Raw genomic sequence first — 26129 nt, forward strand, 5'->3', positions numbered from 1 at the left:
GCGGGCGACCGCGCGCCGGGCAAGCCGGCGGGCCCCCGAAAGCGACATGCGCCGCCGGGGGCGAACCGGGGCGCATGCGCGTCACGTCACGGGTCCGCGGGCGTCGGGCGCGCGCGGCGATCAGCTGTCCGACGAGTCGGAGGCGGGCGCCGGGCTGGGCGAGGGCGCGGGCGCCGAGGCGCGGGGCGCCTGAGAGCCGTTGGAGAGCGGGTCGTCCGAACGCTGGACCGAGCCCTCGAAATGGGCGCCGCTCTCGATGGCGATGGTCTTGTGGATGATGTCGCCCTCGACCTTCGCGGACGAGGTCAGGCGCACCTTCACGCCGCGGACCCGGCCCACGACGCGGCCGTTGACCACGACGTCGTCGGCGACGATCTCGCCGCGGATGGTGGCGGTCTCGCCGACGGTGAGCAGATGGGCGCGGATGTCGCCCTCCACCGCGCCCTCGACCTGGATGTCGCCGGTGGTCTTGATGTTGCCGGTGATCGTCAGGTCCGAGCTGAGGATCGACGGCGGCGCCTTCGGCTTGGGGGCCGGGGCGGGAGCGGCGGCGCCGGGACGCGGCGGCGCGGCGGGCGCAGGCGCGGGCTTGGCAGCCTCGTCCGCCTTGGTGTCGATCGGATCGTTGATCTTCGACTTAGAGAACATTGCGCGCGGCCTCGACGTACTTCATGGGGTTCACCGGCTTGCCGTTGAGGCGGATCTCGTAGTGGAGATGCGAGCCCGTCACGCGGCCGGTCCTTCCCATATCGCCGATCCGGTCATCCCGCGCAACCCGATCGCCGACCTTGACCCGGGCGGCGTTGAGGTGGGCGTAGACCGTTTCGAAGCCGAAGGCGTGCCGGATCTTCACCACGCGGCCGTATCCGGACTGCCAGCCGGAGAACACCACGACCCCGTCGCCGGAGGAGTAGATCGGCGTGCCGACGTCGGAGGCGAAGTCGACGCCGGCGTGCATCCGCATCCGGCCGTTCTTCGGATCACGCCGCACGCCGTAGCCCGAGGTGAAGCGGAAGGCCGAGCGCACGGGCTTGGACACCGGCATCTTGGCGGCGGCGACCTGCATCAGGCTGGCGCGCTCCAGCCCGCCGAGCAGCGTGGCCACCCGCTGGGCGTCGGTCGAGATCAGCTCGGGCGCCGGGGTCTCTTCGACGGGGATGAAGGGTCCGCCCTCGCCGGAATAGTCGCGGCGCATCTCGGCGACCACGCGGTCGGGGTTCACGCCGACCTTCTCGAACATCGACTCGAGCCCGCCGAGACCGGCCTGCACCGCATCCTCGAGCTGGGCGAAGAGCCGGCCGCGGGCCTCCTCGGCGCGGGCCTTGTCGGCCTCCATCGTGGCCAGCCGCTCGCGCAGGGCGGCCTGGAGGAGGGCGGCGGCGTCGCGTTCCTCGGTGGTCTGCTCGAGGGCGGCGGTGACCTCGGCGATCGAGGCGGTCCACTCGGCCTCGGCCTCGTTCTCGGCGCCGCGGGCGCGCGACAGCTCGGCGACCTGGCGCGAGAGCTCGGTGCGGCGGCGCTCGGCGGCGTCGCGCTCGGTCACGGCGTCGGCGAGCTTGGCGCGCAGACTGTCGAGCGCGGCGGCGAGCTCGGCCTCCGACTCGGCGGCCTCGACCAGGCGGGTCTGGCGGCGGGCGAGCTCGCGGGTCATCACCGCCAGCTTGCCCATGGCGTCGTCGGCGGCCCGGCGGGCGGCGTCGCGCGCCTCGGTCAGCTCGGCGATGCGGGCGTTGGAATCGGCCGCGAGCACCGCCAGCTCCTGCTGGTGACGGGCGTCGACCTCGGCCTCGACGCTGGTGGCGCCGGATTCGAGCTGGGCGACGCGGGCGGCGAGCGCGTCGCGCTCGGTCCCCGCCACGATGCTGGAAACGGTGGCGTACCCCGTCCAGCCAAGAAGCGCGGCCAGGGCGACCGCGCTGAGAACCTGCATCCGCGGCGACATCGACAGATGCCGCACGTCGTCTCCGGTCCGGATCGTAAGGCGCCTTTCCGGCAGCCCACCTTGCTCGCGCACGTCGTCCGTGCGGCCCGGCTGGCCTGTCATTGCTGTCCCTCGGTACGGTCCCGCGTCGATTCTGAGCCGACGAAGATTTTCGCGTGTTGTTGTGTTTATGCATCGATAGCCGAAGGCGGCCTCGGCGATCAACACGTTTTCCGCCCTGCGCCGGATCCGGCTGCGGACGGGTTTCCGCGGGGTCGGCCGCCTCTTGACGGCCGATGTGACGAGAATCGCCCGGATTTCGTCGCGATGAGGGACCGTAGGGGCCACATTCTTAACGGATCGTTGACTTAACCCCTCGGAAATCCGCCGGCCGCTGCGGCAAGAGAACGCGGCCGGCGCCTTGATCGTGAGCCGCGCCTCGGGATCGACCGCCGCAGGGCGGGCCGACCCCGCGGCGCGAGGTCGCGACCGGGCGGCCGAGAGGCGTCCCGACGGTCCCGGGACGCCATCGAATCGCCCGACTAGAGCGCCTGCACCGCCTTGAGCACCTGTTTGGCGTGCCCGGTCGCCTTCGCCTTGCGCCAGACCTGCGCGACCTTGCCGTCGGCGCCGACCAGGTAGGTGGCGCGCTCGATGCCCATGTACTTGCGCCCGTACATGCTCTTCTCGACCCAGACGCCATAGGCCTCGCAGGCCGCGCCGTCCTCGTCCGACAGCAGCGTCACGCCCAGCTCGTGCTTGGCCTTGAACTTGTCGTGGCTGGCGACCGTGTCCTTCGAGACGCCCAGAACCACGGCGCCCGCGGCCTCGAACTCGGCGGCGAGACCGGTGAACTCGATCGCCTCCTTGGTGCAGCCCGAGGTGTCGTCCTTGGGGTAGAAGTAGATCACGACCGGCTTGCCCTTCAGCCCCGCGAGCGTCACATCTCCGCCCCCGTCCCGGGGCAGGGTGAAGTCGGGGGCGTCGTCTCCGATCGCAGGTCCGGCTGCGGGGGCGGCGGCTTCGGTCATGGTCGCTTCTCCTCAGGGGGCGGTGTAGTCGTTCGGTCATACGACGCGCAGGCCGCGTCGGATCGCCGGGAGCCAGACAGGCGCCGGGGGGCGGGGTCAAGCCCGCGGAGACCGGCAGGGCGGAGCGGCCCCCTGCGAGGGGCGGGCGGAGGCGCAGGGGCGCGAATGCATCGCAGGCATGTCAACGGGCGCGAGCCTCCGGGGCGGCGGCACTCCCGCCGGCGCCGCCGGCGCGAGCGGCATGGACCCGTCGGCTGGGGCCTGCGGCGGGCGGGCTCGTTCCTGCTCGCGGCGCTGGTGCTGGCGGCGCTGGCGGCCGGGCTCGCCCAGCAGCGTCTGCGCCAGGGGCCGATCTCGCTGGGGCCGCAGGCCGCCGCGCTCGTCGCCTCGCGCATCGAGGCGGGGGCCGAGGGCGTCGACGTCGAGATCGGCGACCTTCAGTTCGCGCTGGGCGATCCCGGGCGCGCCTCGGGCCTGCGCCTGATCAACGTCACCCTGCGCGGCGCCGACGGGGCGCCCATCGCCTCGGCGCCGGAGCTGGTGGTCGACTTCCGGCTCGCCGACGCGCTGCAGGGGCGGCTGGAGCCCACGGCGGTGGAGCTGCGCGGCGCGGCCCTGACCCTGTCGCTGGAGCCCGACGGGCGCATCGCCCTCGACCCCTCCGCGCCCGCGCCCGGGACCGCGGTGCTCGAGGCGCCCCCGGACCCCGGGGCGGGCGGCGGGCCGGGGCTCGCGGGGTTCCTCGGCCTGCTCGACCAGGCGGCGCGGGGCGAGGGGCCGCTGCAGCGTTTCGCCAGCCTCTCGGCCCGCGACGCCTCGGTCACGCTGCACGACGCGCGCACCGGCCGGGCCTGGCGCCTGCAGGACGCCGAGCTGGTGGTGGCGCTGGAGGCGGAGCGCGAGATCGGCCGCCTCTCGGGCCGGCTGATCGAGGGCGGCCCCCTCGAACCGGAGGCGGTCGACGACCCCGTGCGCCGCACCCTGCAGGGCGCGACTCTCGACGCGGGCCCGCGCGCCTACCCCGAGGCCGGCGACCTCGATCCCGGGGCCGAGGCCGAGCCCGCCCCCGACCCCTACGTGACCCTGACCGGAGAGCGCGCCCGCGCGGGCGGCGAGATCTCCGCCCGGCTGGCGGTGCTGGACCTGCCGGTCTCCGAACTGGCCCTGGCGCCGGCGCTGGGGGAGCTGGCGGGCGTGGAGAGCCGCGCCTCGGGCATGGCCGAGCTGACGGTCGACGCGACCGGCGCAGTGCAGAGCCTCTCGGGCCGCCTGTCGCTGGGTCCCGGCGCGGTGGCGGCCGAGGGGCTGGAGGCGCCCTTCGACCGGATCGACGCCGCCCAGGTCGAGGCCTCGTGGTCGCGCGACGGCGGCGCGATCGAGCTCTCGCGCCTCGCGGTCTCCGGGCCGGCGGGGGCGGTGGAGCTCTCGGGCCTCGCCACGCCCTGGGGCCGCTCCGCCGCCGGCTGGGGGCCTGCGGGGTGGAGCGTAGACCTCTCCGTCGACCGGCTGCTCGCCTCGCAGGCCGCGGGCTTCGTCGCCCCGACCCTGTTCCGCGACGGCCGCCTGCAGGCCGAGGCGATGCCGGCCGAACGGCGGCTGGAGCTGACCGCGCTCGACCTTCCCGCCGATCTCGAGGAGGCGGGCCCCCTCTCCCTCCATGCCGAGGGCGTCGCCGCGCTCGAGGAGGCGGGCCCCCGCCTCGCGCTGCGCTTCGGCTCGCAGGGCTTCGGGGCGGAGGCGCTGAAGCGCGTCTGGCCGGTCTTCGCCGCCCCCGGCGCGCGGGAGTGGGTGGAGGCCAACGTCGCCGCCGCGCGCATCACCGGCATGTCCGGCGCCTTCTGGATGGCCCCGGGCGAGACGCCGGAAGTGACCATGGAATTCGGCTTCGCGGACCTTTCGGGCTCGATCCTCGAGGGCATGCCCGAGCTGACCGGCGCGGAGGGGACGGGCCACGTCACCCTGTCGCGTTTCGAGATGGCCTTCGACGCCGCCCAGACCACGCCGCCGGGGGGCGAGCCGATCTCGCTCGCCGGCTCCCGCTTCGTGATCCCCGACCTGATCGAGGACCCCCAGCCCGCCGCCCCGGTGATCCGGGGGGAGGGGCGGCTCGCGGACCTGCTGACGCTGATCGACCAGCCGCCGCTGCAGCTGACCCGCAAGCTCGACGTCGACCTGGGCGGGATCGAGGGGCGCGCGGCGGTCGAGGCGCAGCTGTCGTTCCGCCTGCTCAAGGACCTCGACGTCGAGGACGTGGCGGTGGAGGCCTCGGCGCGGATCTCGGGCCTCGACATGACCGCGCCGGGGGACGGGCCGCGGATCCGGTCCGACGACCTGCTGCTGGAGGCGACGCCCGAGGAATTCCGCCTCTCCGGTCCCGCCTCCATCGCCGGGCGCCCGGCGCAGGTCTCCTGGACCGAGCGCTTCGACGCGAGCCTGCCCGAGGCGCAGCGCCGCCAGGTCTCGGCCACAGTGACGCTGACGCCCGCGGATATCGCCCAGTTCGGGCTGAGCCCGGCGCTGGAGATGCCCCAGGGCCGGATCGCCGCCGCCATCGACCTGGTGGGCGACATCGGCGAGGGCTTCTCGGTCAGCGCCGACCTCGGCCCCGCGGCGCTGCGCATCGCCGAGATCGGCTGGGAGAAGGCGGCGGGCGAGCCGGGGCGGCTGCGCGTCTCGGGCCGGCTGGGCGACGACGGGGCGGTGACGCTGGACGCCTTCGAGGCGACGGCGGCCGGCCTCTCGGCCAAGGGCAAGGCGCGGCTCGGCGCCGGCTCGTCCCTGCGGCGGGTGACGCTGGAGCGGCTGGCGCTCGACGGCGTGCTGGACGCGGCGATCGACGTGCGGGCCGCCGACGACGGCGCGCTCGAGGTCACGGCCCGGGGCCGCACCCTCGACATCGCCGCGCTGACCGCGCGCCGCGACCGGATGGCCGAAGCCCAGGGGGCCTCCGCCGCGGACGAGGCGGAGGGCGGCGACCCGCTGGCCGGGATGCCCGACCTGCGCGGCGAGCTCGCCTTCGACGTGGCGACCCTCGTCGAGGGGGTGGCGCTGCACGACGCGACCGGCGAGATCCGCCGGCGGCGCGGGGTGACGGCGGTCCGGGTCTCGGGCGCGGTGAACGGCGGCGGCGAGGCGCGGCTGCGCTACCGCGAGGGGCGCCAGGGCGGCATCTCGATCGCGCTGCGCAGCGACGACGCGGGGCGGCTGCTGGACGATCTGTCGATCTCCGACGGCGTGCAGGGCGGAGCCCTGCGTGTGCGCGGCCGCCTGCCTCCAGGCCAGCCGGTGCTGGAGGGGGTGGCGGAGCTCACGAACCTGCGGGTGGCGGGGCGCAAGGCGCTGGAGGGCGTGGTCACCATCGCCCGGCGCGACGGCATCATCGAGCGGCGGACCGAGGGCGAGTACGAGGGCGGCTACCACTTCGACCGGGTCGAGGCGCCGTTCCGGCTGAACGGCGGCATCGTCACCGTCACCGACGCGCTGGCGACGGGGCCGCTGCTGGCGCTGAAGGTCAACGGCGACTACGACCTGAACTCGGAGCGGCTGGACCTGCAGGGCGTGCTGACCCCGGCCTACGCGGTGAACGGGATCCTCAACAACATCCCTGTCCTCGGCGAGCTGTTCGGGGGGGAGGGCGAGGGCCTGTTCGCGATGAACTTCACCGTCGCGGGCGCCGCCGACGACCCGCAGGTGAACGCCGACCCGCTCTCGATCCTGACGCCGGGCATCCTGCGCCGCCTGCTGCAGCCCTCGCGCCCCGACCCGGACGCCGAGGACCCCTACCCGGACCTGTTCGAGACCGACAAGTAGCCGGCCCCACCGGGCGGGCGAGGGCGGCGGCCCGGAACGGAAAAGGCCCCGGGCGCGCCCGGGGCCTTTCGCTCGTCGCGGCGTTCGGCCGGCTCAGTCGAGCTTGACCAGCGCGTGGCGCTTGCGCCCCGCCGACAGCTTCAGGGGGCCGGTCGAGAAGGCCTCGGGCTGCAGGACCAGGCCGGCGTCGGTCACCGCCTCGTCGGCGAGCCGCGCGCCGCCCTCGGAGATCAGGCGCCTGGCGTCCTTGCCGGACTTGGCCAGCCCCGCCTTCACGAAGAGCTGCACGATGGAGACGCCGGAGGCCGCCTCCTCGGCGGTCAGGGCGAAGGTCGGCAGGTCCTCACCGGCGCCGCCGCGCTCGAACACCTCGCGCGCGGTGGCCTCGGCGGCCCGGGCGGCGGCATCGCCGCGGGCGAGCTTCGTCACCTCGTTGGCGAGGATCACCTTGGCCTCGTTGATCTCCGAGCCCGCCAGCGCGCCGAGGCGGCGGCATTCGTCCAGCGGCAGCTCGGTGAAGCGCTTGAGGAGCTGCTCGACCTGCACGTCCTCGACGTTGCGCCAGTACTGCCAGAACTCGAAGTTGCCGAGCCGGTCCTCGTTGAGCCAGACGGCGCCGCCGGCGGTCTTGCCCATCTTGGTGCCGTCGGGCTTGGTTAGGAGGGGCGCGGTCATGCCGAACACCTGCTTGCCGTCGACCCGGCGGGTCAGCTCGACGCCGTTGACGATGTTGCCCCACTGGTCCGAGCCGCCCATCTGCAGCCGGCAGCCGGTGCGCCGGCTCAGCTCCAGGAAGTCGTAGGCCTGGAGGAGCATGTAGTTGAACTCGAGGAAGGTCAGCGGCTGCTCGCGGTCGAGGCGCAGGCGCACGCTGTCGAAGGTCAGCATGCGGTTGATGGTGAAGTGCCGGCCGTAGTCGCGCAGGAAGTCGATGTAGTTCAGCTGGTCCAGCCACTCGGCGTTGTTGGGCTGGATGGCGTTGCCGCCCTGCTCCTCGAACGACAGGTAGTTTTTGAAGATCGCGCGGATGCCGTCCATGTTGGCCGCGATGATCTCGTCGGTCAGCATCTGGCGCTGGGTGTCCTTGCCGGACGGGTCGCCGATGCGGGTGGTGCCGCCCCCCATCAGCGCGATCGGCTTGTGGCCGGTGGTCTGCAGCCAGCGCAGCAGCATGATGCCGGTCAGGTGGCCGACATGCAGGCTGTCGGCGGTGCAGTCGAAGCCGATATAGCCCGGAACCGCGCCCGCCAGGAGCGCCTCGTCGAGGCCCTCGAGATCCGTGCAGTCCTGCACCAGGTCGCGCTCGACCACGGCATGCAGGAAATCGGACTTGGGTGCGTAGGTCATGGTCCGGTCCTTGGGTGGATGTTGCGCGGCGGTCTATGCCTTGCGGGGGGACGGAAGGGAAGAGGGCAGGGGCGCGGCGGACCCGGGGCGTGGTTTCCGGGCGGCGCCGAGGACGCGCGCGCGGGACGCGGGGAGCGGGCGCCCTGCGGGCGGGCTTGGCTGGGGCGCGCGTGCGGGCAGGAAGCGAGGGAAGGGCTGGCGGGGGAGCCTCCGGCGGGCTCCTGACTCACCAAGGAACAGGGCCGCGCCTGTTCCCCGCAGCCGTCCGTCGCTTGCGATGCCTGAGCGACTCGCCCCCTCCGGTCAAGGACAAGCCGCGCTTCGCGCGGTCGCTGCGCGATCCTTGACCGGAGGGGACGAGTCGCTCTTTCCGGCATCCGCGACGGACGGCTCCGGGGAACAGGCGCTCCGCGAGGGGGCGGGGAACAGGCGCTCCGCGAGGGGGCGGGGGACGCTGCGCCCCGGGCGGGCCGGGGAGGGGCCGGCCGGGGGGCGGGGTTGACCGGGGCGGGGGGAGGAGGTCCTGTCGGGCCGGGTTCGGGATCCTGCGGGAGAACGTGAGAATGGATGCGATCTGGGCGCTGGGGCTGATGTCGGGGACCTCGTTCGACGGGATCGACGCGGCCCTGGTCAAGACCGACGGAGAGCGCGTCGAGGCCTTCGGGCCGGGCGGGGGCTTCGACTACGCGCCCGGCGAGATGGAGGCGGCCCGCGCGGTGCATCGCGACTGGCGGCCCTACCGCGGGGCCGGGGCGGGGAGCGAGGCGGGCGCCGCGCTGGCCCGCGCGCAGGCCGAGGTGACGGCCGCCCATGCCGCCGCCTCGGCCCGTCTGCTGGCGCGCCCGGAGGCGGCGCTGGCGCTGCCGGAGATCGTGGGCTTCCACGGCCAGACCGTCGCCCATGCGCCCGACGATCCGGAGGGCGGCTGGACCTGGCAGCTCGGCGACGGGGCGGGGCTGGCGCGGGCGCTGAACCGGCCGGTGGCCTGGGATTTCCGCACCGCCGACGTGGCCGCGGGCGGGCAGGGGGCGCCGCTGGCGCCCTTCTACCACTTCGCCCTCGCACGCACCCTGGGGCGGGGGCCGGTGTGCTTCCTCAACCTCGGCGGGGTGGGCAACGTCTCCTGGGCCGATCCGGAGGCCGAGGGGCCCGAGGCGCCGGGCGCGCTGGTGGGGTTCGACACCGGGCCCGCCAACGCGCTGGTCGACGACTGGATGCGCGCCCGCGCCGGCGAGAGCTGCGACCGCGACGGCGCCGCGGCTGCGGCGGGGCGGGTGCATGACGACCGGCTCAGGCGCAATTCCATCGAGGCCTTCGTAGCGCGCCGGCCCCCCAAGTCGCTTGACCGCAACGAGTTCGCCCAGGCGCTGGAGGCGATGGAGGGGCTGTCGACCGAGGACGGGGCGGCGACGCTGACCGCGCTCTCGGCGCTGTGCGCCGCCGGCGCGCAGGCGCATCTGCCGAGGCCCGCGGCCACCTGGATCCTGTGCGGCGGGGGGCGGCTGAACCCCACGCTCTGCGCGATGATCGCCGACAGGGTCGAGGCGGAGGTGCTGCCGGCCGAGGCGCTGGGCCTCGACGGCGACCTGATGGAGGCGCAGTGCTTCGCCTACCTCGCCGTGCGCAGCCTGCGCGGACTGCCGCTGTCCTCGCCTGCGACCACCGGCGCGGCGCGGCCGATGCCGGGGGGGCGGATCTCGCGGCCCTGAGGCGGCCATGAAAAAGGGCGCTCCCCGGAAGGAGCGCCCTCGATCTCGCGGCGGGTCGGCGGGGTCAGCCGACCTCGACCTGGGTGCGCTTGCGCACGTAGTTCTCGACCAGGCCGGTCATGTCCTCGAGCTGGCGGTCGAAGAAGTGGCCGGCGGAGGGGATCACCTCGTGGGTGATCTCGATCCCGCGCTGGGTCTTGAGCTTGTCGACCAGCTTCAGCACGTCCGCGGGCGGCGCCACCCGGTCGGCGTCGCCGTTGACGATCAGCCCCGACGAGGGGCAGGGCGCCAGGAACGAGAAGTCGTACATGTTCGCCGGCGGCGCCACCGAGACGAAGCCCGAGATCTCGGGCCGCCGCATCAGCAGCTGCATCCCGATCCAGGCGCCGAAGGAGAAGCCCGCCACCCAGCTCTGCCGGGCGTTGGGGTTCAGGACCTGCAGGTAGTCGAGCGCGGCGGCCGCGTCGGACAGCTCGCCGATGCCCTGGTCGAACTCGCCCTGGCTGCGGCCGACGCCGCGGAAGTTGAACCGCAGGACCGAGAAGCCCAGCCGGTGGAACGCGTAGTGCAGATTGTAGACGACCTTGTTGTTCATCGTCCCGCCGTACTGCGGGTTGGGATGAAGGATCAGGGCGATCGGCGCGTCCTTGGCCTTTTGCGGGTGATAGCGTCCTTCCAGCCGTCCGTCCGGTCCGGGAAAGATCACTTCAGGCATTAGGGTCCCCCGCGCGCAGCGTCGCCGTTCAGGGCCCGGAGCGTGGGCTTCGCCGCGCCTTTCGGGCAGGCGGAAAGCTTGACTCTTCTGGTCGGGCTACTTAGAACGTTTCCAAACTAGATGACCGGCCTCGCGCCGGTCCGTCTGCAATTAGGGGGCGGCCCCTGCGCCGTCAACTCTCGCGCGGGCGTTTCGGCGCCGCACCATGCGCGGGGCGGCCAGCGTATCCTGCGGTTTCGGCCGCGGCCAGCAAAGACCGGCGCGCCCCCGGGCCGGCGAGCGGAGGACCCGATGAAGCTCAGCACCAAGGGACGCTATGCGGTGACCGCGCTGGCCGACATCGCGCTGCAGAACGCGGCCGAGCGGAACGACCAGCGCCTGATCTCGCTGTCCGAGATCGCCGAGCGCCAGGACATCTCGCTGGCCTACCTGGAGCAGCTCTTCTCCCGCCTGCGCCGCGCCGGCCTGGTCGAGAGCGTGCGCGGCCCCGGCGGCGGCTACCGTCTGGCGCGTGCGGCCGACCGCGTGACCATCGCCGACGTGATGTCGGCGGTGGACGAGCGGCTGAACGCCATGGGCGACTGCGACGACGAGGGGGGCGGCTGCGGCGGCTCCCGTGCACGCTGCCTGACGCACAATCTTTGGGAGCAGCTGAGCTCCCACGTCCACGTCTTCCTCAGCCGCACGACGCTGGCCGACGTGGTGGCCGACAAGATGGCGCCGTGCCCGGCGGTGCCCGACTTCAGCCTGCTGATCGACGAGGACGCGATGGGCGGGAGGACCGGCTCCGCATGACGCGCGCCCGCGCCTATCTCGACTGGAACGCGACCGCGCCCCTTCGCCCCGAGGCGAAGGCGGCCATGCTCGCGGCGATGGAGCTGACGGGGAACCCCTCGTCGGTCCATGCCGAGGGCCGGGCGGCGCGGGCTGCGGTCGAGCGGGCGCGGGCGCAGGTCGCGGCGCTGGCGGGCGCGAGCCCGGGCGAGGTGGTGTTCACCTCCGGCGCCACCGAGGCGGCGGCGACGGCGCTGTCCGGCGGCCCGGTGACGGCGCTGGCGACCGAGCATGACTGCGTCCTGAAATGGGCCGATCGCACGGTTCCCGTCGACCGGCGCGGGCTGGCCGAGGCGGTGAACCACGGGTGCACGCTCACGGGCGCGCTCGCCTGGGCCGGCGCCTCGGGCGAGACCGGGGTGATCCAGGCGCAGCCCCCGGTCACGCCGGCCCGGGTTGTGGCGGACATGGTTCAGGCGGCGGGCAAGGTTCCGCTCGCAAGCCTATGGGACGGATGGGATTTCGCGCTGCTGTCGGCCCACAAGCTGGGCGGGCCGAAGGGCGTGGGCGCGATGATCGTGCGCGAGGGGCGGGAGCTTCCCCCCCTGCTGCGCGGCGGCGGGCAGGAGCTGGGCCGCCGCTCGGGCACCGAGAACGTCGTCGGGATCGCCGGCTTCGGCGCCGCGGCCGAGGCGGCGCTGGCCGACCTCGCCTCCGGCGTCTGGGAGCGGGTGGAGGCCCTGCGCGACGGGCTCGAGGCGCGCCTGCGCGAGACGGCGCCGGAGCTGGCGGTCCTGGGCGAGGGCGCGCGGCGCCTGCCGAATACCGCCTGCCTGGCCCTTGCCGGATGGCGGGGCGAGACGCAGGTGATGCAGATGGACCTCGCGGGCTACGCGGTGTCGGCCGGGTCGGCCTGCTCCTCGGGCAAGGCGGGGCCGAGCCGGGCGCTCGCCGCCATGGGCCTGGGACCGGAGATCGCGGGAAGCGCGATCCGGGTCTCGCTGGGCCCGACCACCACCGAGGCGGAGGTCGCGGGCTTCGCGGCCGCCTGGGAAGAGAGATACCGCCGGTTTCGCCTGAAATCGGCCTGAAGACACGCACCGAACGCATTGCCCCCGCGCGCTTTTCTGCGAAAGGCGCCGCGCCGGCGAGGAAGGAGAGACGACATGGCCGCTCTGGATGATGCGACCCTCAGGGACGGGGTCAAGGAAGGCGTCGAGCAGGACACCGTCGAGGCCGTCCGCTCGCTCGGCGGGGAATACAAGTACGGCTGGTCCACCGACATCGAGATGGACTACGCCCCCAAGGGCCTGAACGAGGACATCGTCCGCCTGATCTCAAGCCGCAAGAACGAGCCGGAGTGGCTGCTGGAGTGGCGCCTGAAGGCCTACCGGCGCTGGCTGAAGATGGAGGAGCCGGACTGGGCGATGGTCCACTACCCCAAGCCCGACTTCCAGGATCAGTATTATTACGCCCAGCCCAAGAGCTTCGCGACCAAACCGAAGTCCCTGGACGAGGTCGATCCCGAGCTGCTGCGCACCTACGAGAAGCTCGGCATCCCGCTCAAGGAGCAGATGATCCTCGCGGGCGTCGAGGGCGCCGAAAGCGCCCCCGCCGAGGGCCGCAAGGTCGCCGTGGACGCGGTCTTCGACTCCGTGTCGGTAGGCACCACCTTCAAGGAGGAGCTCGCCAAGGCCGGCGTGATCTTCTGCTCGATCTCGGAAGCGGTGCAGGAGCACCCGGAGCTGGTGCGGAAATACCTGGGCTCCGTCGTGCCTTACAGCGACAACTTCTACGCGACTCTGAACTCGGCGGTGTTCTCCGACGGGTCCTTCGTCTACGTGCCGCAGGGCGTGCGCTGCCCGATGGAGCTGTCGACCTATTTCCGCATCAACGCCGAGAACACCGGCCAGTTCGAGCGGACGCTGATCATCGCCGACAAGGGCTCCTACGTGAGCTACCTCGAGGGCTGCACGGCGCCCAAGCGCGACACGACCCAGCTTCACGCGGCGGTCGTCGAGATCGTGGCGCTCGAGGACGCCGAGGTGAAATACTCGACGGTGCAGAACTGGTTCCCGGGCGACAGCGAGGGCAAGGGCGGCATCTTCAACTTCGTCACCAAGCGCGCCGACTGCCGCGAGGACCGGGCGAAGGTGATGTGGACCCAGGTCGAGACCGGCTCGGCCGTGACCTGGAAATACCCCTCCTGCATCCTGCGCGGGAACGAGAGCCAGGGCGAGTTCTACTCGATCGCCATCGCCAACAACTTCCAGCAGGCCGACACCGGCACCAAGATGATCCACCTGGGGAAGAACACCCGCTCGCGGATCGTTTCCAAGGGCATCTCGGCGGGCCGCGCGCAGAACACCTACCGCGGGCTGGTCTCGATCCATCCCAAGGCGAAGGACAGCCGCAACTACACCCAGTGCGACAGCCTTCTGATCGGCGACAAGTGCGGGGCCCACACGGTCCCCTACATCGAGGTGAAGAACAACTCCTCGAAGGTCGAGCACGAGGCGACGACCTCCAAGATCGCCGACGACCAGCTCTTCTACTGCCGCGCCCGCGGCATGGACGAGGAGGAGGCCGTGGCGCTGGTGGTCAACGGCTTCTGCAAGGAGGTCCTGCAGGCCCTGCCGATGGAGTTCGCGATGGAGGCCCAGAGCCTGGTCGCGATCTCGCTCGAAGGCTCGGTGGGCTGAGCGCCGCCCGGCGCGGGACGGGAGACCCGGGATGGACCATGGCATGAGCAGGATCGGCGGGGAGACGACGCCGTCGCCGATCCGGTTGTTCGCGCACGACAAGGACCCCAACGTCGGCGACCTCCTGAGCAAGGACGTCGTCGGCTGGGTCGCGCGCGGGCCGTGGGTCCGGGCCTCGGTCTCGGACTGCAACCTGATCGCGATCGGCAGCATCTACCCGTGGCTGAAGCGCTCCTGGCGCCGGCGGCTGCGGGTGGTGCATGTCTGGGGCTCGGGGATGCTGCAGTATTACGACGGGCAGGCGGCGGATTCGCGCATCGTGGTCCATGCCGCCCGCGGGCCGCTGACCGCGATGGCGATGCGGCGCAGCCCCAGGGCGCTGGGCGACCCGGGGGTGCTGGCGGACCGCACCTTCGGGGTGAGCCGGGCGGAGGGCTGGGCCTCGGCCCGCCCCGGCCTGATCCTGCACCTGCACCAGCACCAGCACATGCCGCAGGCCGACATCGACCGGCTGTCGGAGATCTACGAGGTCATCGACATGCGCACCCACGACGTGCGCGGCACGCTGGAGCGGATCGCGGGCTGCTCGGCCATCTACTCCTCCAGCCTGCACGGGCTGGTGATGGCCGACGCGGTGGGCGTGCCCAACGCGCTGGTCGCCCCTTATGGCGGCGAGGCCCCCAGCGGCAAGCCGCTGTTCAAGTACTACGACTACGCGCTTTCGGTGGACCGGACGCTGGGCGCGCCGGCGAAGGTCGCGGACCTGGTTGCGGGCCCGCCGCCGCTGCCGCCGCAGGCCGATCCCGCGCGGCTCGAGGCCGTGAAGGACGCGCTGATCCGCAGCTTCCCCTTCGAGGTCGCGGACGCGGCCGCGGCGACCGTCGCGCGCCCGCATCCTGCCACGGCGAGCGCGGCATGAGCCGGGCCGCGCGGAGAGGGCCCGCCCCCGGCCGGGGCGGGTCGGCGGCGGCGATCGCGCCCGCCGCGAACGAGACGGAGGACGGCGGATGAGCGACGGGCGCCACGGATCGCGCTCCCCCCGGCTGGGTCATGTCGGGCGGATGAGCCTGCCCTCGAAGGTGCGCTGGCTGATCTCGGCGCATCTGGTGATCTTCGCGCTGTCGCTCGAGGACGAGGAGATCGTCGAGATGATGGCCGAGGCCTGGAACCTGGGCGCCCGGGCGCAGATCACCGCCGAGGTGATCCTGTCGCTGATCCTGCTCGCCGCCTGGGGGGTCCTGACGCTCGCCTGGGTGCGCATGGCCTGCGGGTCCGGCCGGCCGGGGCACGAATGACATGGCCGGTCCCTGGGGCGCGGCCGAGACGGAGGACGGACGTATGATCGTCACCACCACGAATTCCATCGACGGCCGCCGCATCACCGCCTACCGCGGCGTGGTGGTCGGCGAGGCGATCATGGGCGCCAACTTCGTCCGCGATTTCTTCGCGGGCATCACCGACATCGTCGGCGGCCGCTCGGGCGCCTACGAGGGCAAGCTCCAGGATGCCCGCGAGGTCGCCTTCCAGGAGCTGGAGGCCCGCGCCGCCAAGCTGGGCGCCAACGCCGTCGTGGGCATCGACATCGATTACGAGGTCGTCGGCAAGGACGGCTCGATGCTGATGGTCTCGGTCTCGGGCACCGCCGTCGTCGTCGAGTGACCCCGGAGATCCACGCCGGGCGGTCCCGCCGCCCCTGACATCCCCGGGGCCCCGCGCCCCGACCGCAACCCGCGGGGGGCCTCGCCCCCCGACCGAAACCCACGGGGGGCCTCGCCGCCCGGCCGAAACCCACGGGGGGCCTCGCCCCCAGAACGAAACAAGGGGCCGCGCCTGCCGCGCCCACAGGACAAGGAACGCACGATGCTGGAGATCAAGAACCTTCAGGTGAAGCTCGAGGAAGAGGACAAGCAGATCCTCAAGGGCGTCGACCTCACCGTCGAGGCGGGCAAGGTCCATGCGATCATGGGGCCCAACGGCTCGGGCAAGTCGACGCTGAGCTACGTGCTCTCGGGCCGCGACGGCTACGAGGTGACGGGCGGCTCGGCGACGCTCGACGGCGAGGACCTGCTGGAGATGGAGGCCGAGGAGCGCGCCGCCGCCGGCCTGTTCCTGGCCTTCCAGTACCCGGTCGAGATCCCGGGCGTGGGCAACATGACCTTCCTGCGCACCGCCCTCAACAGCCAGCGCAAGGCCCGCGGCGAACCGGAGATGTCGGCGGCCGAGTTCCTCAAGCACATCCGCGAGAAGGCGGCCCAGCTGCAGATCACGCAGGACATGCTCAAGCGCCCGGTCAACGTCGGCTTCTCGGGCGGCGAGAAGAAGCGCAACGAGATCCTGCAGATGGCGGTGCTGGAGCCGAAGATGTGCATCCTCGACGAGACCGACTCGGGTCTCGACGTGGACGCCATGAAGCTGGTGGCCGACGGCGTGAACGCGCTGCGCGACGCGGGCCGCGGGTTCCTCGTCATCACCCACTACCAGCGCCTGCTCGACCACATCAAACCGGACGTGGTGCACATCATGTCCGACGGCCGGATCATCAAGACCGGCGGGCCGGAGCTGGCGCTCGAGGTCGAGAAGAACGGCTACGCCGACCTGAAGGAGGGCGCGTGACCATGGCCGCTCTTCCCGCCCGCAAGCTCGAGGCGGCCGAGGCGCTTCTGGCCGCCCACCCCGCGCCCCAGGGCGAAGGCGCCTGGGCGCGCGAAGCCCGCGCCGCCGCGGCCGCGCGTCTGCGCGAGATGGGCGCCCCGATCGGGCGCGACGAATACTGGAAGTGGACCGACCCCTCGGCGCTGACCGCGCCCGAGGCGCCGGCCGTGCCGCTGCACGCCGCCGGCCCCGCGATCTTCGCCGACCGCGGCGCGCTGACGGTGGTCTTCGTCGACGGCGTGCTGCGCCGGGACCTGTCGGACGACCTCAGCCTCGAGGGCGCCGAGATCTGCACGCTGGAGGAGGCGCTGGCCGCCGACATCCACTGGGCCAGGGAGGTCTTCGGCGTGCTGGAGGCCCGCGGCCAGGATCCGGTCGCGCGTCCGCTGGCCGCCTTCAACACCGCCGTGGCGGGGCAGGGGCTGGCGATCCGGGCCACGGGCAAGGTCTCGCGTCCCGTCCTGATCAAGGGCGTGCGGGAATCCGAGACCTCCGACGCCCTGATGCACCACGTCGTCAAGCTGGAGGAGGGCGCGGAGCTGACCGTGCTCGAAGCCGGCGGGCCCGGCGCGCGGGTGAACTCGGTGCTCGAGGTCGAGATCGCCGACCGCGCCGCCTTCCACCAGATCCGCGCCCACGGGCCGGAGGCCGAGCGCCGCGGCGCCTGGCACCTGTTCGCGCGGCTGGGGACCGAGTCCGTGTGCAAGACCTTCTCGGTCGCCGCCGGCGGTCGCCTGACCCGGATCGAGCAGGTGGCCGAGCTGACCGGCGACGACGCCGCCGTGCATCTCGCGGGCGCCTGCCTCGGCGAGGGGAAGGATTTCATCCACGACGACACGGTCTTCGTCACCCATGACGCGGTGAACTGCGAGAGCCGGCAGGTCTTCAAGAAGGTCCTGCGCGACCAGGCCAAGGGCATTTTCCAGGGCAAGATCCTGGTGAAGCCCGACGCCCAGAAGACCGACGGCTACCAGATCTCCCAGGGGCTGCTGCTGGACGAGCACGCGGACTTCCTGGCCAAGCCCGAGCTCGAGATCTACGCCGACGACGTCGCCTGCTCCCACGGCTCGACCTGCGGGGCGGTGGACGAGGACGCGCTCTACTACCTTCGCGCCCGCGGCATCCCCAAGCGCGAGGCGGAGAACATGCTGGTCATGTCCTTCCTCGGCGAGGCGGTCGAGGAGATCGAGTCCGAGGACCTCGCCGAAGAGATGCGCGAGCGCATCGCCCAGTGGGTGATGGACGGGGCGTAAGCGGGTGAGCGACGCCGCCGCTTCCCCGGCCGGCCGCCCCGCCCCGCGCGGGCTGGTCGGCCGCATCGCCGCCGCCTGGACCGGCCGGCACCGCGAGGTGATCCGGGCGGACCTGGCGGGCGAGCTGACCGAGGCCCGCCTGCTCGCCTACGCGATGGGCGCGGGGCTGCTGATGCTGCTCGCCTCCCTGCCGACCGTGCTCGCCGAGCGGGCGCGGCAGGCGGCGATCACCGGGGGCGAGGCGGCGATCCCCTCGGTCGGCGAGGTGGTGACCATGCAGGTGGTCGCCGACCTGTTCTTCGTGCCCCTGTTCCTCTACGGCGTCGCGGCGCTGCTGCGCATCGTGCTGCGCCTGTTCGGCGGGACCGGCGGCTGGCAGGCGACCCGGCTCGCGGTGTTCTGGGCGCCGCTGGCGGCCGCCCCGGCCACCCTGCTGGGCGCGGCGCTGGCGAGCCTGCTGACCGTGGCGGGCGCCGGCACGCTGGCGATCTCGATCCCGGGGGAGCTCGCCGGGCTCGCCGGTCTGTGGTTCTGGTGCGCGGGCCTGGCCGAGGCCCACGGCTTCCGCCGCGCCTGGCCGGGCTTCGTCGTCATCGTGGCGCTGTGGCTCGCGGCGCTCGCGCTGCTGGGACCGGTCGCGGCATGAGCGAGCGGGACATGAGCGGGCGCGCGGCCCGGCCCGCCGTCGCGCCGGCGGAAACCGATTCGCGCCGCGGGGTCGCAAATCGCCCCGCACCCTGCGTCAGGTCCGGCGACGCGGCGACAATGCCGCCCGGCTCGTTCATCTTGCGTGCAGTTTCGGCGTTCACTTTCACTTCATCTCATGCTAGACAACTCCAGAGTGCAGCGGCCCTGCCGCGGTTTCGTTCGTGGAGTTCCCGGCATGGCGTATGTTCAGTCCCTTCCGCCCGACTACGAGTCCCCGACGGAGCCCGAGGACGACATCGGCCCCGCGACGATGAGCGGCCGGGTCTGGGAAGCCTGGCTGGACATGCAGGGCTCGACGCGTCGGCTGATCTCGGAGAACCCGTCCGAGGGGCGGCTGCTGTTCTACCTGATCCTGTCGGACCTGGTGTTCTTCCTGTCCTGGACGATCAAGGGCGTGCTGGCGCCGACCTCGGCCGCCGCCGCCATGATGCCGATCTACATGAGCGGGGTGCTGCTGGTCGGCTTCCTGATGCGCACGGCGGCGATGTACGTGCTGGCGGCGGCGGCCTTCGCGGCCTGCCGGCTCGCGGGCGGGCAGGGCAGCTGGCGCGACACCCGCGCGGCGGTGTTCTGGGGGGCGCTGGTCTCGGCCCCCTTCGGCCTGCTGGCGGCGCTGGTCGCGGTGGGCATGCGCCATGGCGAGCACATCTGGCCGGCGATGGCCGACCCGGTCTACGCGATGCCGCCCTACTACATCGGGCTGGTGCCGTTCCTGTGGTTCATCGCGGCCGGGCTGGCGGCGGTTCACGGAATGCGGCGCGTGGGCTGGATCTTCCTGGTTCTCTCCACGGGCACGGTGGTGCTCAGCATCCTCGGGGTCTATCTGTCCGCCTGACGACGGCCCCGCGGGGCGCGCCGCGAGGGCGGCGCGCGCGCGACGCGGCCGCAGGGAGCGGACGCGGATGATCTTGGAATTCCTCAAGACCGTCGCCATGGCCTATCGCGCGCCGCGCCGATCCGCGCGCGCGATGCTGGACCGGGCGCCGAGCATGACCGACTGCGCGCTGATGGTGGTGCTCGCCACCCTGGTGCAGGCGATGTTCGGGGCGGTCGTGGACCTCGCCATGGGCGGGGACGGCCCCTCGATGTCGGCGCTGGGCGCGCGGATGACCGAGGTGGCGCTGAACTTCTTCATGTTCGCCGTGCTCACCGCCGGCGCCTACTGGCTGGGCCGCCGCTTCGGCGGCAAGGCCCAGCCCGCGGACATGGCCCGCGTCGTCGCCTGGCACCTGCTGGTCACCGCCTTCCTCGCGCCGCTGAACCTGCTGGGCATCCACGCCATCACCTCGGCGAACCCCGAGGACGGCGCCTCGGCGCTCGCCCTGCTGGCGCCGGTGTCGGTGGGCCTGTCGATCTGGCTCTTCGCCGCCTTCGTGGCCGAGGCGCACGGCTTCCGGCGCGTCGGCCTGGTGGCGGTCGCCACCGTCGGCGGCTTCATCGCGCTGGGTTTCGCGACGATGATCCTCGCCACCCTGTTCTCCCTCGCGCCCCCGCCGGCCTGAGCCCGGCGGGGCGGCGCGCGAAAGGTCACCTCCGATGAGCAACGCCCCCTACGACGTCCACGAGGTCCGCAAGGATTTCCCGATCCTGTCGCGCACCGTGCATGGCAAGCCGCTGGTCTACCTCGACAACGGCGCCTCGGCCCAGAAGCCGCGCCAGGTGATCGAGGCGGTGACGCGCGCCTATTCCGAGGAATACGCCAACGTCCACCGGGGGCTGCACTTCCTCTCCAACCTCGCGACCGACAAGTACGAGGCGGTGCGCGAGACGATCCGCGCCTTCCTGGGCGCCGCGAAGCCGGAGGAGATCCTGTTCACCACCGGCTCGACCATGGGGCTGAACCTGGTGAGCTACGCCTGGGCCGCGCCGCGGCTGCAGGCGGGGGACGAGATCGTGCTCTCGGTGATGGAGCACCACGCCAACATCGTGCCCTGGCACTTCCTGCGCGAGCGGCAGGGCGTGGTCCTGAAGTGGGTGGAGCCGGCGGCGGACGGCTCCCTCGACCCCCAGGCGGTGATCGACGCGATCGGGCCGAAGACGAAGCTGGTGGCGATCACCCACATGTCCAACGTCACCGGCACGGTGGTGGACGTGAAGGCGATCTGCGCGGCGGCGCGCGCGAAGGGCGTCGCCACCGTGATCGACGGCAGCCAGGCGGCGGTGCACATGCCGGTGGACGTCCAGGACATCGGCTGCGACTTCTACGCGATCACCGGCCACAAGCTCTACGGCCCCTCGGCCTCCGGCGCGCTCTACGTCCGCGCCGAGCGCTATGCGCAGATGCGCCCGTTCATGGGCGGCGGCGACATGATCCGCGAGGTCGGCCGGGACGAGATCACCTACAACGACGCCCCCCACAAGTTCGAGGCGGGCACGCCGGGCATCGTGCAGATGATCGGCCTGGGCGCCGCGCTCGACTACATGACGGGCCTCGGCATGGACGCCATCGCGGCCCATGAGCACGACCTGCGGGATTACGCGCAGGCGCGGCTCTCGGGGCTGAACTGGCTGCAGATCCAGGGGACGGCGCCGGGCAAGGGGGCGATCTTCTCCTTCACGCTGGAGGGGGCGGGGCACCCGCACGACATCTCCACCGTCGTCGACCGCAAGGGGGTGGCGGTGCGCGCCGGACACCACTGCGCGCAACCGCTGATGGAGCACATGGGGGTCTCGGCCACCTGCCGGGCGTCCTTCGCCCTCTACAACACGCGCGAGGAGGTGGACGTTCTGGTGGACGCGCTGGAAACCTGCCACAAGTTGTTCTCATGACCGTTTGACGACGAACGTTTGAAGGAGACGAGCCATGGTCTGCGTTCCCGCGCCGATCCCCGCGAAGGCCTCCTCGGCCCGCGCCGGATCCACGACCGCCGACGCCTTCAGCTTCTCGGGCGCCGACGGCGCCGAGGCGCTGACCCGCAACTGGTGGGCTCTGATGGCGCTGCCCTGGGCCGCCGTCTGGGCGGTGCAGTCGGAGATGATCGAGGAGACGCTCCGCCGCATGGGCGTCTGACCGCGCCCGAGCTCCCGAACGGCGCCTGAAACGCCCGGCCCGAGCGGCCGGGCGTTTTCGTTCGCGCCCCGGGCTCGAGGTCCGCGGGCGGGGGCGCCTCGCCGCCCGCGCCCGATCGCCTGCCCCGCCGCGTCCCCCACCCCCTCGCCTGTCGGGCGCGACCTCCACCGGCGCGCGACATGCCCCGCCCCCCGACTTCCGGGCGCGCCCGTGGCCGGAGGCCCAAGCCCGCCCACAGGCGCCCTGCGGGCGGGCTGGGATGCGTCGCGCGGGGGGCGGGCGGGGCGACTGGAAAGGGGAGGGTCGGGGCAGGGGCGCGCACGAAAAAGCGCGGCTCCCGGGGGGAGCCGCGCGCTTCAGACCCGTCGGGGCCGGACGGGATCAGCCGTTGCGGCGGCCGTCGGCCAGGTGGTCGTGCATGTGCTGCAGGACCCGGCGGAAGGCCTGGATGTCGGAGTCGGGCAGACCCTCCATCGCGTCCGCGATCACCTTGCGGGTCAGCGGCATGATCGTGTCGATCGCCTCGCCGGCCGTCTCGGTGGGCACGATCTTCTTGGCGCGCTTGTCGGCGGGGTGGGGCTGACGCTCCACCAGGCCGCGGGACTCCAGCCGGTCGACGTAGCCGCACAGGGTCATCGGCTCGACGCCCATGCGCTCGGCGATCTCGGTCTGCCGGGCGCCGGCGGCGGCGACCGCATGCACGAGCGCGCGCGCCTCGCCGGTGGTCAGCTCGAGACCTGCGTCGTTCACCGCCTGTCCGAAGCTCACGCGCATCAGCCGCGCCACGTCCTGGAGCAGGAAGCCCAGGGACCGGGTGTTCGGGATCACCTCGACGTTGCGGTCGGCGGCGCCGGGCGAGGCCGCGGCCGCGCCTTCGGCGTTCCCGGCGGGCGCGTCGTGCAGGGCATCCTGCGCGATGGCGCGGGTCGGAAGAGACATGGCGGCTCCTGGTCCTGTATCGGTGGGCGCTAAGTTTAGAACGATTTGACCCGGGCGCAAGCCGAGCCGCCATGTTTTCGCCGTGTTTGCCCCACTCGCGCATGAATTGTGATGTGAAAACACGCGCGTAGCGGGCGAGCGTCGCGGGACGCCTCCGCGCCTCCCGGCCGCCGGCCCGCGCGGATACGAGCCTGGGCGCCCCCGAATCCCCGCCGGCCCGCGCGCCGGGGCGCCGCCGCGGCCCCCGCCGCGGGCGTCGCGATTGACAGCACGGGCGCGAGCCGACACGGATAGGCTCCACCGCCCGCGCATGACCGGCGCGCGGCGCGCGACCGCCCGGCGATCCCCGCCGCGGCGGCGTCCGCGCGCCGGAACCAGCCGGCGCCGCGGACGGGACCGGATGACAGGGAGATGTTTCGATGAAACCTGCACAGCTCGCCGCCGCGCTGGCCATGGGCGCCTCGGCGCTGGCGATGGCCGCCCCCGCCCAGGCCGAGGACGTCAAGATCGGCGTCCTGCTGGGCTACACCGGCCCGATCGAGTCCCTCACCCCCGGCATGGCCGACAGCGCCGAGCTGGCGATGACCGAGGTCAACAACGCCGGCGGCGTGCTCGAGGGCGACATGCTGGTGCCGGTGCGCGCGGATTCGACCTGCATCGACGCCGCCGCCGCCTCGGCCGCGGCCGAGCGCCTGGTCACCTCCGAGGGGGCCAAGGCGATCATGGGCGCCGACTGCTCGGGCGTGACCATCGCGACGCTGAACAACGTGGCCGTGCCCAACGGCGTGGTGATGATCTCGCCCTCGGCCACCTCGCCGGCGCTGAGCTCGATCGAGGACGGCGGCTTCTTCTTCCGCACCGCCCCCTCCGACGCCCGCCAGGGCGCGGTGCTGGCCGAGGTGCTGGCCGACAAGGGCGTGACCGAGATCGCGGTCACCTACACCAACAACGACTACGGCAAGGGCCTCGCCGACAGCTTCCAGGCGGCCTTCGAGGAGAAGGGCGGCAAGGTCCTGCTCTCGGCCGCGCATGAGGACGGCAAGGCCGACTACTCGGCCGAGGTGGGCGCGCTGTCGGCCACCGGGGCCGAGCACCTGGCCGTCTTCGGCTACGCCGACCAGGGCGGCGTGGGCATCATCCGCGCCTCCGTCGACTCCGGCGCCTTCGAGAAGTTCGTGCTCGGCGACGGCATGTTCGCCGAGAGCCTGATCGAGGCGATCGGCGATGACCTGAACGGCACCATCGGCTCGGTGCCCTGGTCCGAGGGCGAGGGCGCCGACGCCTTCGTCGCCGCCGCCGAGGCCGCGGGCGTGGACCCCGACGGCTCGTTCCGCCGCGAGTCCTACGACGCCGCCGCCCTGATCGCGCTGGCGATGCAGGCCGCGGGCTCGACCGACCCGAAGGTCTTCAAGGACAGCGTGATGGACGTCGCCAACGCGCCCGGCGAGAAGATCCTGCCCGGCGAGCTCGCCAAGGCGCTGCAGATCCTCAAGGACGGCGGCGACGTCGACTACGTCGGCGCCACCAACGTCGAGCTGATCGGCCCGGGCGAGGCCGCCGGCACCTACCGCGAGTACGAGGTCAAGGACGGCGCCTACGAGACCATCGGCTTCCGTTGACGCGCGAGTCATGATTAAAGCCCGGCCCGGCGCTGCTGCGCCGGGCCGAAGCATGTGAAGGGAGCGCCGCGTGATCCGCGTCGAGAACCTGGTGAAGACCTTCGGCGGCCTGCGGGCCGTCGACGGGGCGAGCCTCGAGATCGCCCAGGGCGCGATCACCGGCCTGATCGGCCCCAACGGCGCGGGCAAGACGACGCTGTTCAACGTCGTCGCCGGCGCCTACGCCCCCGACGAGGGGCGCGTGCTGCTCGACGGCGAGGACATCACCGGCCTCGCGCCGCACCGGCTTTTCGACAAGGGCCTGCTGCGCACCTTCCAGATCGCGCACGAATTCTCGACCCTGACGGTGCGCGAGAACCTGATGACCGTCCCCCCCGCCCAGGACGGCGAGACCCTGTGGAACGCCTGGTTCCAGCCCTCGGCCGTGCGCGCCCGCGAACGGGCCGTGCGCGAGAAGGCGGACGAGGTGATCGACTTCCTCCAGCTCGGCCACGTGGCCGACGAGCTCGCGGGCAACCTCTCGGGCGGGCAGAAGAAGCTGCTGGAGCTCGGCCGCACGATGATGACCGAGGCGCGGATCGTGTTCCTCGACGAGGTGGGCGCCGGCGTGAACCGCACGCTCCTCAAGGCCATCGGCGAGGCGATCCTGCGCCTGAACCGGGAGCGCGGCTACACCTTCTGCATGATCGAGCACGACATGGATTTCATCGGCCGCCTCTGCGACCCGGTGATCGTGATGGCGGAGGGAAAGGTCCTCACCCAGGGCTCGGTCGAGGAGGTGAAGGCCGACGAGCGGGTGATCGAGGCCTATCTCGGCCGCGGCCTGAAGAACCGCCCCGCCCGGACCCGCGCGCCGGAGGCGGGCGCATGAGCGTCCTGATCGGCGAGACCATGACCGGCGGCTACGGCGGCGCCGACATCCTGCACGGCTGCACCATCGCGGTGGAGGCGGGCGAGATCGCGGTGATCGTCGGCCCCAACGGGGCGGGCAAGTCGACCGCGATGAAAGCGCTGTTCGGGATGCTGCCGCTGCGCCAGGGGCAGGTCCGGCTGCGCGGCCGGGACATCACCGCGCTGAGCCCGCAGGACCGGGTGAAGGCCGGCATGGGCTTCGTCCCCCAGGTGCGCAACGTCTTCGCCTCGATGACCGTCGAGGAGAACCTGGAGATGGGCGCCTTCCTGCGCGAGGACGACTTCCGAGAGACCATGGAGATGGTCTACGGCCTGTTCCCGATCCTGCGCGAGAAGCGCCGCCAGCCCGCGGGCCAGCTCTCGGGCGGCCAGCGCCAGCAGGTGGCCGTCGGGCGCGCGCTGATGACCCGGCCGGAGGTGCTGATGCTCGACGAGCCCACCGCCGGCGTCTCGCCCATCGTGATGGACGAGCTCTTCGACAAGATCATCGAGATCGCGGCCGCCGGCATCGCCATCCTGATGGTCGAGCAGAACGCCCGCCAGGCGCTGAACATCGCCGACCGCGGCTATGTGCTCGCCCAGGGCCGCAACCATTTCACCGACACCGGGGAGGCGCTGATGGCCAATCCCGAGGTGCGCCGCTCGTTCCTCGGAGGCTGAGCCATGACCCTGATCCGATCCGCCCTCGCGCTGCTGCTGCTTTCCGCCCCCGCCGCGGCCGAGAGCCTGCGCTGCGATTTCGACCGGGTCTGCGACGCGGAAGGCTGCCGCTCGACCACTTTCGAGCTGCGCCTCGACTGGGAAGGCGAGGACGGCCGCTTCACCGACGGCGCCGGCCGCTCGGGCGACGTGACCGTGGCCGAGATGGAGGCCTTCTGGCATTTCATCGAGATCATGGACCGCGGCGACCTGGTGCTGACCTCGGTCGCCGAGGGCGGCGCCGCGGTCCACTCCAAGCACGCGCTGCTGGGGGGGAAGCTGGCCCCGACCCAGTATCACGGCGCCTGCCGCCGCTCCGGGGAGTGAC

Annotated in this window: 24 protein-coding genes and 1 pseudogene; 19 read left to right on the plus strand and 6 right to left on the minus strand. The window is 72.6% G+C overall.

Annotated elements, in window-relative coordinates; all coding sequences use genetic code 11:
* Positions 1 to 120: 120 nt before the first annotated feature.
* The 3 genes from BM064_RS04930 to BM064_RS04940 form a co-directional block, all read right to left on the minus strand.
* Complete coding sequence (locus BM064_RS04930; protein ID WP_092858443.1) at positions 121 to 648, minus strand: bactofilin family protein; 528 nt, start codon at positions 646 to 648, stop codon at positions 121 to 123.
* Positions 638 to 2044 carry a DUF5930 domain-containing protein gene (locus BM064_RS04935; protein WP_143103255.1) on the minus strand — a complete coding sequence of 469 codons (1407 nt, stop codon included), beginning with the start codon at positions 2042 to 2044 and terminating at the stop codon, positions 638 to 640. The genes BM064_RS04930 and BM064_RS04935 overlap by 11 nt, the downstream gene beginning before the upstream one ends.
* A gap of 419 nt (positions 2045 to 2463) precedes the next feature.
* Positions 2464 to 2952, minus strand: coding sequence for a peroxiredoxin (locus BM064_RS04940; protein ID WP_092858447.1), 489 nt, complete (start codon positions 2950 to 2952; stop codon positions 2464 to 2466).
* 165 nt (positions 2953 to 3117) lie between these two features.
* Between BM064_RS04940 and BM064_RS04945 the strand changes: the two genes are divergently transcribed.
* Positions 3118 to 6762, plus strand: coding sequence for an AsmA-like C-terminal domain-containing protein (locus tag BM064_RS04945; protein ID WP_092858449.1), 3645 nt, complete (start codon positions 3118 to 3120; stop codon positions 6760 to 6762).
* Between the two features lie 93 nt (positions 6763 to 6855).
* On the opposite strand, the gene tyrS is transcribed toward BM064_RS04945, so the two are convergent.
* Entirely contained in the window at positions 6856 to 8109 is a 1254-nt protein-coding gene (gene tyrS, locus BM064_RS04950; protein WP_092858451.1) for a tyrosine--tRNA ligase, read from the minus strand.
* Positions 8110 to 8672: 563 nt separating this feature from the next.
* Between tyrS and BM064_RS04955 the strand changes: the two genes are divergently transcribed.
* A complete protein-coding gene (locus BM064_RS04955; RefSeq protein ID WP_092858453.1) occupies positions 8673 to 9818 on the plus strand; it encodes an anhydro-N-acetylmuramic acid kinase in 1146 nt (381 codons plus the stop codon).
* A gap of 64 nt (positions 9819 to 9882) precedes the next feature.
* On the opposite strand, the gene BM064_RS04960 is transcribed toward BM064_RS04955, so the two are convergent.
* Positions 9883 to 10533 carry an alpha/beta hydrolase gene (locus tag BM064_RS04960; protein WP_092858455.1) on the minus strand — a complete coding sequence of 217 codons (651 nt, stop codon included), beginning with the start codon at positions 10531 to 10533 and terminating at the stop codon, positions 9883 to 9885.
* 291 nt (positions 10534 to 10824) lie between these two features.
* Between BM064_RS04960 and BM064_RS04965 the strand changes: the two genes are divergently transcribed.
* The 13 genes and pseudogenes from BM064_RS04965 to BM064_RS05020 all read left to right on the plus strand — a co-directional run bounded on the left by BM064_RS04965 (position 10825) and on the right by BM064_RS05020 (position 21632).
* Entirely contained in the window at positions 10825 to 11328 is a 504-nt protein-coding gene (locus BM064_RS04965) for an Rrf2 family transcriptional regulator (protein ID WP_092858457.1), read from the plus strand.
* Positions 11325 to 12398 (plus strand): cysteine desulfurase family protein, encoded by a 1074-nt coding sequence (locus BM064_RS04970; protein ID WP_092858459.1) that lies wholly within the window; start codon positions 11325 to 11327, stop codon positions 12396 to 12398. Before BM064_RS04965 ends, BM064_RS04970 begins: the two co-directional genes overlap by 4 nt.
* 75 nt (positions 12399 to 12473) lie before the next feature.
* On the plus strand, positions 12474 to 14009 hold the full coding sequence (sufB, locus tag BM064_RS04975) for a Fe-S cluster assembly protein SufB (protein WP_092858461.1): 1536 nt from the start codon (positions 12474 to 12476) through the stop codon (positions 14007 to 14009).
* Positions 13990 to 14928 (plus strand): annotated as a pseudogene (locus BM064_RS04980) (polysaccharide pyruvyl transferase family protein); the annotation flags it as partial. The gene sufB and the pseudogene BM064_RS04980, both read left to right, overlap by 20 nt.
* Positions 14929 to 15016: 88 nt before the next feature.
* Positions 15017 to 15304 carry a hypothetical protein gene (locus tag BM064_RS04985; protein ID WP_092858465.1) on the plus strand — a complete coding sequence of 96 codons (288 nt, stop codon included), beginning with the start codon at positions 15017 to 15019 and terminating at the stop codon, positions 15302 to 15304.
* Between the two features lie 43 nt (positions 15305 to 15347).
* Positions 15348 to 15668: a heavy metal-binding domain-containing protein gene (locus tag BM064_RS04990; protein WP_092858467.1), complete on the plus strand. Its 321-nt coding sequence runs from the start codon at positions 15348 to 15350 to the stop codon at positions 15666 to 15668.
* A gap of 201 nt (positions 15669 to 15869) precedes the next feature.
* The gene (gene sufC / locus BM064_RS04995; RefSeq protein ID WP_092858469.1) at positions 15870 to 16622 is read left to right on the plus strand and encodes a Fe-S cluster assembly ATPase SufC; all 753 of its coding nucleotides are present in this window, start codon (positions 15870 to 15872) and stop codon (positions 16620 to 16622) included.
* Between the two features lie 2 nt (positions 16623 to 16624).
* On the plus strand, positions 16625 to 17914 hold the full coding sequence (locus BM064_RS05000) for a SufB/SufD family protein (RefSeq protein WP_092858471.1): 1290 nt from the start codon (positions 16625 to 16627) through the stop codon (positions 17912 to 17914).
* A 4-nt stretch (positions 17915 to 17918) separates the two neighbouring features.
* Complete coding sequence (locus BM064_RS05005; RefSeq protein ID WP_092858473.1) at positions 17919 to 18560, plus strand: YIP1 family protein; 642 nt, start codon at positions 17919 to 17921, stop codon at positions 18558 to 18560.
* 237 nt (positions 18561 to 18797) lie between these two features.
* The gene (locus BM064_RS27360; protein ID WP_177236149.1) at positions 18798 to 19457 is read left to right on the plus strand and encodes a YIP1 family protein; all 660 of its coding nucleotides are present in this window, start codon (positions 18798 to 18800) and stop codon (positions 19455 to 19457) included.
* A 67-nt stretch (positions 19458 to 19524) separates the two neighbouring features.
* Positions 19525 to 20124: a YIP1 family protein gene (locus BM064_RS05010; RefSeq protein WP_177236150.1), complete on the plus strand. Its 600-nt coding sequence runs from the start codon at positions 19525 to 19527 to the stop codon at positions 20122 to 20124.
* Positions 20125 to 20158: 34 nt separating this feature from the next.
* A complete protein-coding gene (locus BM064_RS05015; protein WP_092858477.1) occupies positions 20159 to 21391 on the plus strand; it encodes a cysteine desulfurase in 1233 nt (410 codons plus the stop codon).
* A 34-nt stretch (positions 21392 to 21425) separates the two neighbouring features.
* Positions 21426 to 21632 carry a hypothetical protein gene (locus tag BM064_RS05020; protein ID WP_092858479.1) on the plus strand — a complete coding sequence of 69 codons (207 nt, stop codon included), beginning with the start codon at positions 21426 to 21428 and terminating at the stop codon, positions 21630 to 21632.
* 381 nt (positions 21633 to 22013) lie between these two features.
* Here BM064_RS05020 and BM064_RS05025 read toward each other — a convergent pair whose 3' ends face one another.
* On the minus strand, positions 22014 to 22571 hold the full coding sequence (locus BM064_RS05025) for a MarR family winged helix-turn-helix transcriptional regulator (protein ID WP_092858481.1): 558 nt from the start codon (positions 22569 to 22571) through the stop codon (positions 22014 to 22016).
* Positions 22572 to 22990: 419 nt separating this feature from the next.
* Here BM064_RS05025 and BM064_RS05030 point away from each other — a divergent pair, with 419 nt between their 5' ends.
* The 4 genes from BM064_RS05030 (at position 22991) to BM064_RS05045 (ending at position 26128) form a co-directional block, all read left to right on the plus strand.
* Positions 22991 to 24190 (plus strand): ABC transporter substrate-binding protein, encoded by a 1200-nt coding sequence (locus tag BM064_RS05030; RefSeq protein ID WP_092858483.1) that lies wholly within the window; start codon positions 22991 to 22993, stop codon positions 24188 to 24190.
* A gap of 70 nt (positions 24191 to 24260) precedes the next feature.
* Complete coding sequence (locus BM064_RS05035) at positions 24261 to 25061, plus strand: ABC transporter ATP-binding protein (protein WP_092858485.1); 801 nt, start codon at positions 24261 to 24263, stop codon at positions 25059 to 25061.
* Complete coding sequence (locus BM064_RS05040) at positions 25058 to 25762, plus strand: ABC transporter ATP-binding protein (protein ID WP_092858487.1); 705 nt, start codon at positions 25058 to 25060, stop codon at positions 25760 to 25762. The genes BM064_RS05035 and BM064_RS05040 overlap by 4 nt, the downstream gene beginning before the upstream one ends.
* Before the next feature lie 3 nt (positions 25763 to 25765).
* Positions 25766 to 26128 carry a hypothetical protein gene (locus tag BM064_RS05045; protein ID WP_092858489.1) on the plus strand — a complete coding sequence of 121 codons (363 nt, stop codon included), beginning with the start codon at positions 25766 to 25768 and terminating at the stop codon, positions 26126 to 26128.
* Position 26129: the final 1 nt, after the last annotated feature.

This window comes from Albimonas pacifica (assembly GCF_900113695.1).
Classification (GTDB): Bacteria; Pseudomonadota; Alphaproteobacteria; order Rhodobacterales; family Rhodobacteraceae; genus Albimonas; species Albimonas pacifica.

What these genes read in the sequence shown, in the direction of transcription:
- BM064_RS04935 (WP_143103255.1), bottom strand. Translation starts at nt 2,044, where the DNA reads ATGACAGGCCAGCCGGGCCGCACGGACGACGTGCGCGAGCAAGGTGGG.
- BM064_RS05030 (WP_092858483.1), top strand. Translation starts at nt 22,991, where the DNA reads ATGAAACCTGCACAGCTCGCCGCCGCGCTGGCCATGGGCGCCTCGGCG.
- BM064_RS04970 (WP_092858459.1), top strand. Translation starts at nt 11,325, where the DNA reads ATGACGCGCGCCCGCGCCTATCTCGACTGGAACGCGACCGCGCCCCTT.
- BM064_RS04930 (WP_092858443.1), bottom strand. Translation starts at nt 648, where the DNA reads ATGTTCTCTAAGTCGAAGATCAACGATCCGATCGACACCAAGGCGGAC.
- BM064_RS04990 (WP_092858467.1), top strand. Translation starts at nt 15,348, where the DNA reads ATGATCGTCACCACCACGAATTCCATCGACGGCCGCCGCATCACCGCC.
- BM064_RS04985 (WP_092858465.1), top strand. Translation starts at nt 15,017, where the DNA reads ATGAGCGACGGGCGCCACGGATCGCGCTCCCCCCGGCTGGGTCATGTC.
- BM064_RS05020 (WP_092858479.1), top strand. Translation starts at nt 21,426, where the DNA reads ATGGTCTGCGTTCCCGCGCCGATCCCCGCGAAGGCCTCCTCGGCCCGC.
- BM064_RS05040 (WP_092858487.1), top strand. Translation starts at nt 25,058, where the DNA reads ATGAGCGTCCTGATCGGCGAGACCATGACCGGCGGCTACGGCGGCGCC.
- BM064_RS27360 (WP_177236149.1), top strand. Translation starts at nt 18,798, where the DNA reads ATGGCGTATGTTCAGTCCCTTCCGCCCGACTACGAGTCCCCGACGGAG.
- BM064_RS05000 (WP_092858471.1), top strand. Translation starts at nt 16,625, where the DNA reads ATGGCCGCTCTTCCCGCCCGCAAGCTCGAGGCGGCCGAGGCGCTTCTG.
- BM064_RS04940 (WP_092858447.1), bottom strand. Translation starts at nt 2,952, where the DNA reads ATGACCGAAGCCGCCGCCCCCGCAGCCGGACCTGCGATCGGAGACGAC.
- sufB (WP_092858461.1), top strand. Translation starts at nt 12,474, where the DNA reads ATGGCCGCTCTGGATGATGCGACCCTCAGGGACGGGGTCAAGGAAGGC.
- BM064_RS04945 (WP_092858449.1), top strand. Translation starts at nt 3,118, where the DNA reads ATGCATCGCAGGCATGTCAACGGGCGCGAGCCTCCGGGGCGGCGGCAC.
- BM064_RS04965 (WP_092858457.1), top strand. Translation starts at nt 10,825, where the DNA reads ATGAAGCTCAGCACCAAGGGACGCTATGCGGTGACCGCGCTGGCCGAC.
- BM064_RS04955 (WP_092858453.1), top strand. Translation starts at nt 8,673, where the DNA reads ATGGATGCGATCTGGGCGCTGGGGCTGATGTCGGGGACCTCGTTCGAC.
- tyrS (WP_092858451.1), bottom strand. Translation starts at nt 8,109, where the DNA reads ATGACCTACGCACCCAAGTCCGATTTCCTGCATGCCGTGGTCGAGCGC.
- BM064_RS04960 (WP_092858455.1), bottom strand. Translation starts at nt 10,533, where the DNA reads ATGCCTGAAGTGATCTTTCCCGGACCGGACGGACGGCTGGAAGGACGC.
- BM064_RS05025 (WP_092858481.1), bottom strand. Translation starts at nt 22,571, where the DNA reads ATGTCTCTTCCGACCCGCGCCATCGCGCAGGATGCCCTGCACGACGCG.
- BM064_RS05045 (WP_092858489.1), top strand. Translation starts at nt 25,766, where the DNA reads ATGACCCTGATCCGATCCGCCCTCGCGCTGCTGCTGCTTTCCGCCCCC.
- BM064_RS05015 (WP_092858477.1), top strand. Translation starts at nt 20,159, where the DNA reads ATGAGCAACGCCCCCTACGACGTCCACGAGGTCCGCAAGGATTTCCCG.
- BM064_RS05010 (WP_177236150.1), top strand. Translation starts at nt 19,525, where the DNA reads ATGATCTTGGAATTCCTCAAGACCGTCGCCATGGCCTATCGCGCGCCG.
- sufC (WP_092858469.1), top strand. Translation starts at nt 15,870, where the DNA reads ATGCTGGAGATCAAGAACCTTCAGGTGAAGCTCGAGGAAGAGGACAAG.